Here is a 13959-nt window from a genome sequence, read left to right as displayed (position 1 = left end):
ACCGGCATTTTTAGATATCAAAAAAACCTCTAAAATTAGAGGTTTTTCTTATTTTTATTTCGACTTCTACGATAATTTTGAATTGGGAATTCTTGTGTAGGTTCATCAATTTCCTCATCTATCATTGAATGATTTTCAATATTTTCTTCATTTTCATCTGTATCTGCATCTTCATCAGAATGGAGAACTTTATCACGATAACTAGAATTTCCAACAAATTTCAGTGCTTTTAAGACTGGCTGCCGATTTTCGCCTAGAATTCCAACAAGTTCAATAAATATTTCCAATCCAAAGAGACAAGCAATCACTAAGAGAATCCCACCGATACGACTTGAAAATTGCAAAAGAATGGAGATAAATGCAAATATCGATGCAATTCCATAAATGACTAGAACAGCTCCACGATGAGTAAAACCAAGTGCCATTAGGCGATGGTGAAGATGTCGTTTATCAGCCGTTGCAATTGATTGACGATTAAGTTTACGACGAACCATTGCCATAATTGTATCCGTAATTGGTACTCCTAAAATTAATAAAGGAGTCAAAACGGCTACAGCCGTTGCATTCTTTAATCCTTGCAAAGAAGCAACCGAGATGATAAAACCAAGGAACAGTGCTCCCGTATCCCCCAGATAAATAATCGCCGGATGATAATTATAAGGAAAGAATCCCATAATTGCAGCCACCATTATAAAAATGGTAATCGGTAAAAATACATTTGGACTAGGTAAGAAAAAGTAAGAAACAATTCCCATTGTTGTCAGTGAAATAATTGATACTCCACTTGCTAGTCCATCTAACCCGTCAATTAAATTTATTGCATTAGTAATCGCAAGTATCCAAAAAACGGTAAAAATAAAGGATAACCAAGCAGGGAAGATTAGTAAAGGTCCCCCGAAAGGAATTTTTAAATTATCAAAGCGGGCGTTGGTAAAGAACCAGATAAAACTCGCCGCAACTGTCAATCCTAAAAGTTTCATTTTAGGTGAAATTTCTTTTATATCATCAATCAAACCAGTCAAAACAACAATTCCAGCACCAACAATAAAGGGCCAAATGTAGCTAAAATAGCTGACTAGCTGAATCGGCTGATGACTTGCGCCATGTACTGGAGGTTGCGAATGAATGGGAGGCTGATTATGAACAATATGTGGCAGAATAAACAAGGTTGCAATCGCAAAAGCAATGAAAATGACCAGACCTCCAGCAGAGGGCATTGGTTTTTTATTCACACGACGCTCGTTAGGCTTGTCCACCGCACCAATTGCTTTGGATACAAAAGTCATAATTGGCGTTAAAATCACAGAGATACCAAAAGTGATAATAATAACAATTAGGAACTTAAGTGCAAAGGGGATTTCTTTTAATGTATCAACCATATTTAGATTTTTCTAAGAACATCTAAAGCACGTGTCGCAATAAGACATTCACCATACTCCTGCAAAAATTCTCGACTCATTTTTGTTGCTTCCCCATATTCCATCATTCGTGAACGGGTACTTTCAACATGCATCTTGCCTTTTTCTTTTTGATTATCCAAAACAACAAGATAAAAATTGCCATCATAACGATAAAACTCTGATTCTTCATCAGCAAACTTCACATTTTTTATTCCTGTTAAGACAGACATAATATCCTCATAACGAATAGAGTAATAAATAAAATCTGGCTCTTGTTCAGCTTCATCTTTTTTTGTTCCTGGTAAACCAAGCCCAGGTTTAAAATCAGTAATTCCTCGCTCGCGCGCCATATCTGCCCCTATTTCATTTAATTTATTATAAAAACCAGTCATCAATTCTTCAAACTCTTCTGGGTCATCTGGTATTTCTCCACCTTCACCTAGCATCGCTTCTTCATGAACAATCATATGAACACCTTGAGGAAAAGGTTGGATTTGGAAAGTTAACATTCCCACATTTCCAAAGCGATTTTCTAAACCAAGCTCATCAACCAATTCATAGAAAAATTGTTCAATGACTTCTTGATTTCCGAAAAAGTCTGATAATTTGATGTCATAATCTGTCAAATCATCAAAAGACAAGGTGATTTTTATAGTATTTTCGTTTATATCCTCATATTTCATTTTGTTTTCTCTTTTCTATAATTTGTCTTCTATCACTTTACCAGTCTTATTAGTATTATACCACAGACCAGAAAAAAAACAGCAGACATGCCGTTTTTTTGATATTCTCTTTAACTATAAGCTTTTAAATTATAGGACCTTTGCTAAAAAGTCTTGTGTTCTTTTTTCTTTTGGAGAATCAAAAACTTGTGCCGGTTTTCCTTGCTCAACAATTGTTCCGTCAGCCATGAACAAAACTCTGTCAGCAACTGTTTTAGCAAATCCCATTTCATGAGTTACAACAACCATTGTCATGCCTTCTTTGGCAAGTTCTTGCATCACGGCTAAAACTTCACCAACCATTTCAGGGTCAAGCGCTGACGTTGGTTCATCAAAAAGCATCACATCTGGGTTCATGGCTAAAGCACGAGCAATAGCTACCCTTTGTTGTTGCCCACCTGACAATGCTTGTGGATAAGCCTCTGCTTTATCTGAGAGTCCAACTCTTTGAAGTAAATTTTCAGCCGTTTTTTTAGCTTCTTCTTTGGTCATTTTACCCGTTTTAACTGGAGCCAAACATAGATTTTCAAGGACTGTCATATTAGGAAATAGATTAAATTGTTGAAAAACCATCCCCATTTTTTCTCGGTGTTTGAAGACATCCACTGATTTATCAGCAATATTAACTCCTTCAAAATAGACTTGACCATCTGTTGGTTTTTCTAATAAGTTCATCGTTCTTAAAAAAGTTGATTTCCCAGAACCAGAGGGTCCAATCATCACAACGACTTCACCTTTTTTTATTTGGATATCAAGTCCTTTTAAGACTTCATTTTTTCCAAAATATTTATGCAGATTTTTTATTTCGATTAAATATTCATTCATTATTTTGCATATCCTTTCCCGAGTTTCTTTTCAAATAAAACAAGTAAGCGACTGACAACAAAAGTAACTACAAAATAGTAGAGAGCTACAAATAACATCGGGCTAATGGTTTGATAAGTCAAATTTGCTACTGTTTGTGCACCATTGAAAACTTCCATTACTCCAATTGTATAAAGAAGCGAGCTATCCTTGATAATTGTCACAAATTCATTGCCGACGGCTGGTAGAATGTTTCTCAAAGCCTGAGGTAAAATAACGGTTGCCATCGCTTGTCTTGGGCGAATTCCTAATGAATAGGCTGCTTCTTTTTGACCAAGAGGAACGGCTTCAATTCCAGCCCGGACAATTTCCGCCATATAAGCCCCCGAATTCAATGAGATTACAATAATCCCTGGAATCAAGCGCCCCAAATCTTGTTGTAAAATCCCAACTTGAAAGGTTGGTAAAGATAGACTTCCCATTAAGCCAAAACCAAGCATAATTTGAACGAGCATTGGTGTTCCACGGAAAATTTCAATATAGATATTTGCCAACCAGCGCAAAGGAGCAATTTTAGAAATCTTGGCAAGGGCTGTGACAATCCCTAAGAGTGTTCCAATCAAAACCACGAAAGCTGAAATCAAAATTGTGACAATCATCCCGTCATTAAAATAGGGCAGATATTTCGGTAAAAAATCAAAGTTCATATTTTCTCTTTTCTGTTTTATAATTTCTATTTTTATAAAAAAACAATAGCATAATTATAATATAAAAAGTATAAAAATACAACAATTAATGTATAATAATTAATTAATAATAAATAAAAACTCCATAATTGGAGTTTTTTATTCTGTCAGTAAATAATCATTCTTCTTTCAGTACTGATTGAAAGTCTGTCAGCAGCAACTAACTCATGAATTTCTCCATCAATTTGGACTGGTTGACTTTCTGCTAATTCTACGGAAAACTGAGGACTCACTCGGTGTAAAAATAAGGGATGTTTTAAATGCATTCCACGAAGAACACTTGGAATTAATGAAAAAGTCCGTAATAAATGATGTTTATTATATTCAACAAGGTGAATATCTGCATTTTCATTGGTAGCCTCAGGAGAAATTTTTACTCCACCTCCAAAGTATGGATGTTTGGTAAAAGTCATCAGAAAGGCATTTTCTAGTGAAATTTCTTGATTTTCTACTTCAATTAAAGCTGGAAATGGTTTTTTAGTTATCAAAACGTGCAAGGCAGTCAAAATATATGAAAAACTTCCCAATTTCAATTTGTTAAGCACTTGTTTAAGCTTTCCTTCATTGGCAGATTTCACGATAGTTGCATCTAAACCAATTCCAATATTATTTAGTGCATAGCCACTCAATCCTTTAGATTGATAATTCATGATAAAAATCTCATGATTAATTCCTCTACGAGCAGCTTCAAAAGATTCAATTGGGTCAAGTTTCAACTTTAAGCTTCTGGCGAAATCATTGCCAGAACCTGAAGGAATATAAGAAAAGGCCTCTTCTTCTGGAAGTTCATTAATGACAAGTGAAATGGTACCATCCCCACCAATAATAACTAAGTGGTCATCCGGATTTTTAAGGTCTAATATTTGTCTGACCAAAGCGCCTTCTTCTCCAGCAGCTTTAGTTTTAAAAAGTCGATATTCATAATTATTTTTTTCCAAATATGGAATCAAAGTCTCCAAAGTCCGAGCACCTTTACCTGCACCAGAATTGGGATTTGCAAGGAGATAATAAGTCATAGAATTATTTTACCAAAAATGACAGAGATTTTATGTTTTTAATGATTTTGTCAGTAAATTTAATAAAAAAAGTTACTGACAAAAATAAAAAAATTACTGACAGAAATTCTGTCAGTAATTTTTATTTATTTTCTAGATTTAAAATTAGTTTTCCACAGTTTCTGTTTCAACTTCTTCTACTTCTGGAGCATTTGTTAAATCAGCTAAAGGTTCAATGTTACGGTAACGGAACATACCTGTACCAGCAGGAATAATCTTACCGATAATAACATTTTCTTTCAAACCAAGCAAGTGATCTTCTTTACCACGAATTGCGGCATCAGTAAGGACACGAGTTGTTTCTTGGAATGATGCAGCTGACAAGAATGAATTTGTTTCAAGAGAGGCTTTAGTAATACCCATCAAGACTGGACGACCAGTTGCAGGCATTTCACCATTCAAGAGTGCAGTTTCATTCAAAGCTTCAAAGTCAGAAATATCCATCAAAGTACCTGGAAGGATATCAGTTGAACCATTATCCATGACACGAACTTTACGAAGCATTTGGCGAACCATTACCTCGATGTGTTTGTCACCAATTTCAACCCCTTGTGAACGGTAAGTTTTTTGTACTTCACCGAGCAAGTAAGTTTCAACTGACAAAGCATCACGAACTTGAAGCAAGTGTTTAGGTTCGATAGAACCTTGAATCAAAGGTGCACCACGGTGAATAAATTCACCTTCTTCAACCATCAAGACATCAGCCATACCTACAGTGTAGCTACGAGTGTCTGTTTTACCTTTAACAGTAATTTCACGAGTACGTGTAGCAGGATCTTCAACGATTGATTCAACTGTACCAGTTACTTCAGTGATGATTGCCTCCCCTTTAGGGTTACGTGCTTCAAAGATTTCTTGAACACGAGGCAAACCTTGAGTGATATCTGAACTTGACGCAACACCACCCGTGTGGAATGTACGCATTGTCAACTGAGTACCAGGTTCACCGATTGATTGAGCGGCGATTGTACCAACAGCTTCACCAACTTCAACAGCATCACCTGTTGCCAAGTTGATACCATAACAATGTTTACATACACCATGTGGCGTTTTACATGTAAATACTGAACGGATAGTTACTTCTTTAACACCAGCATCAATAATTTTACGGGCAACATCTTCAGAAATCAAAGTGTCGTCAGCAATAATCATTTCACCAGTTTCTGGATGAAGCACTGACTTACGAGTATAACGACCTACCAAACGTTCAAAGAGTGGTTCAACCATTTCTTTACCAGTAGCAATATCAGAAATTACAAGTCCACGGTCAGTTCCACAGTCGTCTTCACGAATGATAACATCTTGGGCAACGTCAACCAAACGACGAGTAAGATAACCAGAGTCGGCTGTCTTAAGGGCCGTATCGGTCATCCCTTTACGGGCACCGTGAGTTGAGAAGAACATTTCCAAGACAGAAAGACCCTCACGGAAGTTTGAGATGATAGGCAATTCCATGATTTTACCATTAGGAGCGGCCATCAAACCACGCATACCAGCAAGTTGAGAGAAGTTAGAGATGTTACCACGGGCTCCAGAGTCCATCATCATAACGATTGGGTTTGTCAAATCTTGTTCATCAATCAATCGTTTTTCAAGGGCTTCTTTTGCATCACGCCAAACACCTGTAACAGCGTTATAACGTTCATCATCAGTAATCAAACCACGACGGAATTGTTTAGTGATTTGTTCCACACGTTTGTGTGCAGCATCGATGATTTCATGTTTATCTTCAACAACAGGGATATCGGCGATACCCACAGTCAAACCAGCCAAAGTAGATTGGTGGTAACCAAGGTCTTTCAAGCGGTCAAGGTACTCAGATGTAGCTGTTGTACGGTAACGTTTGAAGACTTCAGCGATGATATTTCCAAGATATCCTTTTTTGAATGGACGAACAGTATCAATTCCAGCCAAAACTTCTTTGATATCTTGACCAGCATCCATAAAGAAACGGTCATCAGTTGAAGTTGTCAAGTTAACATCAGTTGGTTCGTTCAAGTAAGGCATTCCTTCAGGAATGATTGAGTTGAAAATAACTTTACCAACAGTGGTTACCAAGATTTTATCTTTTTGGTTTTCTGTCCAAGGTTTGTTGAGTGATTTTGTTGCGATACCGATACGAGTATGTAAATGTACATAACCATTACGCATTGCAATTTCAACTTCTTCAGGAGTTGCAAAAATCATTCCTTCGCCTTCACGACCTTTTTCTTCCATAGTAAGGTAGTAGTTACCAAGGACCATATCTTGAGATGGTGTAACGACTGGTTTACCATCTTTAGGGTTCAAGATATGTTCAGCAGCAAGCATCAAAAGACGTGCTTCAGCTTGTGCTTCTTCAGACAATGGCAAGTGAATGGCCATTTGGTCACCGTCAAAGTCGGCGTTGTAGGCTTCACAAGCAAGTGGGTGAAGACGGATGGCTTTACCATCAATTAAGACTGGTTCAAAAGCTTGAATACCTAAACGGTGAAGCGTAGGTGCGCGGTTAAGAAGAACAGGGTGTTCTTTAACAACTGTTTCAAGTACATCCCAAACATCAGAATCTTGACGTTCAACTTTACGTTTAGCCGCACGAATATTAGCAGCCAATTCTTTCTTAACAAGTTGAGCCATTACGAATGGTTTGAACAACTCAATCGCCATTTCACGCGGAACACCACATTGGTACATTTTGAGTGTTGGACCTACAGCGATAACTGAACGTCCAGAATAGTCAACACGTTTACCAAGCAAGTTTTGACGGAAACGTCCTTGTTTCCCTTTCAACATGTGTGAAAGAGATTTCAATGGGCGGTTACCAGCACCAGTGATTGGACGACCACGACGACCATTGTCAATCAAAGTATCAACAGCTTCTTGAAGCATCCGTTTTTCATTTTGAACGATAATATTTGGAGCATTAAGTTCCATCAAACGTTTCAAACGGTTATTACGGTTAATAACACGACGGTATAAGTCATTCAAGTCAGATGTGGCAAAACGCCCACCATCCAATTGAACCATTGGACGCAAATCTGGTGGAATAACTGGTAATACGTTTAAGACCATCCAAGATAAAGCATTTCCTGATTTTCTGAAAGCTGACAAAACGTCCAAACGACGAATAATTTTTACACGACGTTGTCCAGTAACTGTTTTGAGCTCTTCTTTGAGTTCAGAAACTTCTTTATCAATATCAACATCGTTCAACAAATCTTGAATCGCTTCAGCACCCATTTTTGCAACGAATGAACCAAAACCATTTTTCAAAAGTTGTTCACGATATTCACGTTCAGTCAAGAGTTGTTTCTTCTCAAGATCAGTTTCTTTAGGATCAATCACAACATAACTTGCAAAGTAAATCACTTCTTCAAGTGCACGTGGACTCATATCAAGAGCAAGTCCCATACGTGATGGAATTCCTTTGAAGTACCAAATGTGTGAAATTGGAGCAGCAAGCTCAATATGTCCCATACGTTCACGACGTGATTTTGCAGTTGTTACTTGAACACCACAAAGTTCACAGACTTGATTTTTGTAGAAAACACCTTTAAGTTTTCCACAAGCACATTCCCAGTCTTTTTGAGGACCGAAAATACGTTCATCAAAGAGTCCTTCACGTTCAGGTTTTTGTGTACGATAGTTAATTGTTTCTGGTTTTTTAACTTCACCGAATGACCAGTAACGAATTTTTTGTGGAGATGCGATACCAATACGCATACTCTCAAATTTATTTACATCAACCAATTCTTTCTCCACTTCTAATAAATTTAACGCTAGACGATTATGAGATTAGAGATTTACTGACAGAAATTTTTGTCAGTAAATCTATCTCAAAATATTAATTACAAAATCTTATTTTTCAGTATCAGCGTTAATCAAAGCTTCTTCTTCAGCTTCTGCTTGTGCAACAATAGCTTCCTGTGCTTCAAGCATTTCAGGAGTAATTTCTGTATTATCTGGACGAGTCATTACTTCATCTTCATCCAATTCACGTAAGTCAAGAACATTACGGTCAGCATCAAGGACTTTCATATCAAGACCAAGTGATTGTAACTCTTTAACCAATACGCGGAATGATTCAGGAAGACCTGGTTTAGGAATACGTTCACCTTTAACAATAGCTTCATAAGCGCGCGTACGTCCAATCACGTCATCTGATTTGTAAGTCAAGATTTCTTGAAGAACATTGGCAGCACCATAGGCTTCAAGTGCCCAAACTTCCATTTCCCCAAAACGTTGTCCACCGAACTGCGCTTTACCACCGAGCGGTTGTTGTGTAACGAGTGAGTAAGGACCAACTGAACGAGCATGGAGTTTATCATCAACCATGTGGTGAAGTTTAATCATATACATGACACCGACTGAAATTCGGTTATCAAATGGTTCACCAGTACGTCCGTCATAAAGGACTGTTTTCGCATCATCAGCCATTCCAGCTTCTTTAACGGTATCCCAGATATCTTCATCAGATGCTCCATCAAACACTGGAGTTGCAATGTGAATTCCAAGTGTACGAGCAGCCATACCTAAATGGAGCTCCATAACTTGTCCGATATTCATACGTGATGGTACCCCAAGTGGGTTCAACATGATATCAATAGGTGTTCCATCTGGTAAGTAAGGCATATCTTCCATTGGAACGATGTTTGAAACAACCCCTTTATTACCATGACGTCCGGCCATTTTATCCCCAACGTGAATCTTACGTTTTTGAGCGATGAAGACACGAACAAGTTTATTCACACCTGATGGCAATTCATCACCATTTTCGCGTGTAAATACACGAACGTCATGAACAATACCGCCACCTCCGTGAGGAACACGAAGTGATGTATCACGAACTTCACGAGCTTTTTCACCAAAGATTGCACGAAGCAAACGTTCTTCTGGTGTTGGATCAGTTTCACCTTTAGGAGTTACTTTACCAACAAGCAAGTCGCCATCTTTAACTTCAGCACCAATACGGATAATTCCTGATTCATCAAGGTTTTTGAGCGCTTCATCCCCAACGTTTGGAATTTCACGAGTAATTTCTTCAGGGCCAAGTTTTGTATCGCGTGTTTCTGATTCATATTCTTCGATGGCAATTGATGTATAAACGTCGTCTTTAATCAAACGTTCTGACATGATTACCGCATCCTCGAAGTTATAACCTTCCCAAGTCATATAAGCAACAAGTGGATTTTGACCAAGGGCCATTTCTCCATTTTCCATAGAAGGTCCATCAGCAATAATGTCCCCTTTCTCAACTTTTTCTCCAAGTCGAGCCAATGGGCGTTGGTTATACGAAGTTCCTGAGTTTGAACGACGATATTTTGTAATATTGTAAATATCAAGTTCACCAGAAGTACGGCGAACACGAATTTCATTACCATCAACATACTCAACAACACCAGCATGTTTTGCAAGAAGTGCAGCACCTGAGTCACGAGCAGTTTGATGTTCCATACCAGTACCAATCCAAGGTGCATGTGGGTCAATCAATGGAACTGCTTGACGTTGCATGTTGGCACCCATGAGGGCACGGTTGGAGTCATCGTTTTCCAAGAATGGAATACATGCAGCAGCAACGGCGATAACCTGTTTAGGTGAAACGTCCATATAGTCTGCTGTTGAAGCTTCAACTTCAATATTGTTACCAGTATGACGAGCCATAACTGTTTCGTTAGCAAAGCGGCTATCTTCAGTCAATGGTGAGTTTGCTTGGGCAACAGTATAGTTGTCTTCTTCATCGGCAGTTAAATATTCAACTTCGTCAGTAACCACACCGTTCACACGGTCAACACGACGGTATGGTGACATGATGAAACCATATTCGTTTACTTTGGCATATGATGACAAGTTGTTAATCAAACCGATGTTTGGTCCTTCAGGTGTTTCAATAGGACACATACGGCCATAGTGAGTATAGTGAACGTCACGTACTTCATATGAAGCACGGTCACGTGAGATACCACCAGGTCCTAAGGCAGAAAAACGACGTTTGTGTGAAAGCTCAGATAAAGGATTGTGTTGGTCCATAAATTGTGACAATTGTGATGAACCAAAGAATTCTTTAATTGAAGCTGTCACAGGACGAATGTTAATCAAACCTTGTGGTGTGATGTTTTCATTTTCTGAAGATGACATACGTTCGCGAATAACACGTTCCATACGTGAAAGTCCGATACGTACTTGGTTTTGAAGCAATTCACCTACTGAACGGATACGACGGTTACCTAAGTGGTCAATATCGTCTACTTTACCAATTCCTTCAGCAAGACCAAGCCAGTAGCTAATATTTGAAATCACATCGGCTGGTGTCAAGACACGGCATTCTGCATCAGGATTACCATTTGAGAGCAATGTAACAACACGTTCTGGATCTTTAGGTGAATAAACTTTGATACTTTGCAAAGTAATTGGTTCTGGAATTACAGCGTCGTCAGATGGTTCAACAACAAAGTTTCCAAGACCGTTATCAAGCAATGGTTCGATTAAATCAAGCACATCACGAGTAACAAGAGTATCTGTATTAACAAGAATTTCACCAGTTTCTGGGTCTACAATTGGTTCAGCCAAGGTCAATCCAAGCAAACGATTTTTAAGCGCTAATTTCTTGTTAAATTTGTAACGTCCAACAGGCGCAAAGTCATAACGTTTTGGATCGAAGAAACGAGCAACAAGCAAGCCACGTGAGCTATCTGCTGTTTTAGGTTCTCCTGGACGCAAGCGGTCATAGATGTCTTTGAGCGCTTCTTCTACACGAGTGTCAGCTGGGTTTTTATGAACATCTTTTGCAATAGTGTCTGTTAAAAGTTGAGTTTCTCCCAACAATTCAAGGATTTCTTCATCTGAACCAAATCCAAGCGCACGAAGCATAGTTGTAAAAGTTAATTTACGTGTACGGTCAATACGAACATAACCAATGCCTTTAGCATCTGTATCTAACTCAAACCAAGCTCCACGGTTAGGAATTGTTGTATGTCCAAAACTTTCAAGACCGTTTTTATCAGCTTTAAGATGGAAGTATGAACCAGGACTACGTACCAATTGGCTAACGATCAAACGTTCTGAACCGTTATTGATAAATGTCCCCATTTCAGTCATGAGTGGGAAGTCACCAAAGAAGACTTCTTGTGTTTTTAATTCACCAGTTTCTTTATTTACAAGACGGAAGGTTACATAGATAGGTGCTGAATAGTTTGCGTCATGTGCGCGAGCTTCTTCAACAGTGTATTTTGGGGTTTTCATTTCATAACCAACAAATTCGAGTTCCATTGTACCCGCAAAGTTGTCGATTGGAAACATTTCTTTGAAGACATTTGCAAGACCTTCATCGAGGAAGTTTTTATAACTTAATGTTTGAACTTCGATGAGGTTTGGCAAACCGATTACTTCTTTAATACGTGAAAAACTGCGTCTTGTACGGTGTTTACCGTATTTTACGTCATGTCCTGCCAAGTGTTTTCTCCTCTATTTTTTAGATTTGATTAAAAAAGTCTGTGTTTTTGATGAATTTTTAATTAAAAAAACCGAAAAGTCTGTAGTTTGTCTTTTTTATAACTTTTCTGGTTTATTCAATATAAAAGACGCCAAAAAAGCAACGAAAACAGTAGTGTTTCGTTGCTTACAAAGCCTATGGGGACAATATATCCCACAGATTTTGCTGACAAACCATTATTTCTATTATACTATTTTATATGAAAATTTTCAAGCTTTTTCTAGTTTAACGGTTTATTTTTTCAATGATGCTTTTAAATGCTTCTAATTCTGAACGAGATAATGATTGAACTAAAGAAACAAAGGTTTCATTTCGTCTTTGCCCTTCCAATTCTGCCAACATGATATAAGACATTTGATTCCCTATAAATGTTGATAAAAAATCTACCAATATTCTCTTTTCTTCTTCCAGAGGAGAATTCGTCAGTAGAAAAAGAGTTCCCAATCTCAAATGATTTCCTTCTATAGGTAAGAAAGTGAGAAATTTATTTGGAAATTTGCTCGAAATTTCTTTCACTGGTTCTAAAATTGATTGGGCCATTGGTAGGCTTGCGCTCATTTCGTAGTGATTTAATAGTTGACTGGAGATATCTTTTGATATTTTTTGATAAATGAAAAAATTTTGGAGGTCTATATCATCCTGATAAGAATTATCAGAGTCAGTAAAACCATAACCTAAACATTTTCGTTTGGTATCTATGATAAAAAGGCTAGACTCTAAAACTTTGGCACTTTTCTCTACCACCTCTTGATAAGCTAGTGGTTTTCCAAGGTCAATAAATGATCTTTTCAAAATAATATTTATGTCTTGGATTTTGTCATAAATTTCTTTCAATTTTTCCCTTTCTCTTCTCAAAAAGCATATTGAGTATTCCTATGATTACTTTTATGATACCATATAACGTTATAGATGTCAATTTTGTTATATAATTTGCAACAATTAATTTTTTAACTTAAATATTGCTATATTTTTAATTTTTAGGTATTTTATATCTAATAACTATATGATATAATGTATTTGTTACAAATATTAAAAATATTTATTCAATACATGTTGAGGTGATTTTAATGTTCTATGACCGTCTAAAAACTTTAGTTATTGATTCTCAGAAATCTTTCAACCAGGTCGAAAGAGAGTTGAGATATCCCAGAAACGCCCTTGCTAATTATCGCTTGGGAAAAGAACCTTCTGCCAAAAGATTGACAGAAATTGCTGATTATTTTAATGTCACAACTGAATACCTTCTTGGTAAAGATGACAAGTACAGTTATAATAAGGCAAAGCTTTTGTTTGAATATCTTACATTAGATAATAAACAAAACTTGCTAAATTATATTCAAAATCGAATTGATGAGCTTGAACTTCTTGAAAGAGAGCCTATTTCTTTGAGTACTGAACAATTTGTATTTTGTGGCGACAATACTTGGGCGCTACAAGAAAGCCGCAAAACAATCAAACTGCTCACAAAGCAACTTCCTGATGATTACGATGCAGTTTTTGAACTCGTTGGGGGTCCTTTAGATGCGGAAGCTCCTGGTAATGGAGATTTACTTTTTGTAAAATTTACTGACGCAAATTTTGCAGAGCTGATCCATAATTTCTTGTTGCAACATGACCATTTTGCCAAGCTTTCAGTAAAAGATGAAAAGCTTACTTGTCTAAGCCGTGATGCTGGAAGCCTTGCCGAAGTCCCTGAACTTTTTGGCAAAATTGCTAAAATTTATCGTTTCAGAACTATTTAATTACGAGTTTTCATTAATTTTC

The 13959-nt window shown here is 37.3% G+C and carries 9 protein-coding genes; 1 reads left to right on the top strand and 8 read right to left on the bottom strand.

The features are described 5' to 3' along the window. Positions 1 to 35 precede the first annotated feature (35 nt). From AB6B24_RS00805 to AB6B24_RS00770, 8 genes are all read right to left on the bottom strand, one after another. Positions 36 to 1379: an MraY family glycosyltransferase gene (locus AB6B24_RS00805; RefSeq protein WP_311802963.1), complete on the bottom strand. Its 1344-nt coding sequence runs from the start codon at positions 1377 to 1379 to the stop codon at positions 36 to 38. Positions 1380 to 1381: 2 nt separating this feature from the next. Then, a complete protein-coding gene (locus tag AB6B24_RS00800; protein WP_004255173.1) occupies positions 1382 to 2083 on the bottom strand; it encodes an adaptor protein MecA in 702 nt (233 codons plus the stop codon). Between the two features lie 129 nt (positions 2084 to 2212). Then, on the bottom strand, positions 2213 to 2947 hold the full coding sequence (locus AB6B24_RS00795) for an amino acid ABC transporter ATP-binding protein (protein ID WP_058205201.1): 735 nt from the start codon (positions 2945 to 2947) through the stop codon (positions 2213 to 2215). Continuing rightward, positions 2947 to 3633, bottom strand: a complete 687-nt coding sequence (locus AB6B24_RS00790; protein ID WP_004255158.1) for an amino acid ABC transporter permease — start codon at positions 3631 to 3633, stop codon at positions 2947 to 2949. The genes AB6B24_RS00795 and AB6B24_RS00790 overlap by 1 nt, the downstream gene beginning before the upstream one ends. Positions 3634 to 3779: 146 nt before the next feature. Further along, positions 3780 to 4688, bottom strand: coding sequence for a diacylglycerol kinase family protein (locus AB6B24_RS00785; protein WP_003130548.1), 909 nt, complete (start codon positions 4686 to 4688; stop codon positions 3780 to 3782). 144 nt (positions 4689 to 4832) lie between these two features. Further along, positions 4833 to 8456, bottom strand: coding sequence for a DNA-directed RNA polymerase subunit beta' (gene rpoC / locus AB6B24_RS00780; protein WP_012898360.1), 3624 nt, complete (start codon positions 8454 to 8456; stop codon positions 4833 to 4835). A 108-nt stretch (positions 8457 to 8564) separates the two neighbouring features. Next, positions 8565 to 12155, bottom strand: a complete 3591-nt coding sequence (rpoB, locus tag AB6B24_RS00775) for a DNA-directed RNA polymerase subunit beta (protein ID WP_038601867.1) — start codon at positions 12153 to 12155, stop codon at positions 8565 to 8567. A gap of 265 nt (positions 12156 to 12420) precedes the next feature. Next, on the bottom strand, positions 12421 to 13029 hold the full coding sequence (locus AB6B24_RS00770; RefSeq protein WP_311802964.1) for a transcriptional regulator: 609 nt from the start codon (positions 13027 to 13029) through the stop codon (positions 12421 to 12423). A gap of 233 nt (positions 13030 to 13262) precedes the next feature. Here AB6B24_RS00770 and AB6B24_RS00765 point away from each other — a divergent pair, with 233 nt between their 5' ends. After that, positions 13263 to 13937: a helix-turn-helix transcriptional regulator gene (locus tag AB6B24_RS00765; protein WP_017864929.1), complete on the top strand. Its 675-nt coding sequence runs from the start codon at positions 13263 to 13265 to the stop codon at positions 13935 to 13937. Positions 13938 to 13959 lie beyond the last annotated feature (22 nt).

The organism is Lactococcus sp. AK05 (assembly GCF_041026685.1).
Lineage (GTDB): Bacteria > Bacillota > Bacilli > Lactobacillales > Streptococcaceae > Lactococcus > Lactococcus lactis.
This window is presented reverse-complemented; position numbering and strand designations above follow the sequence as displayed.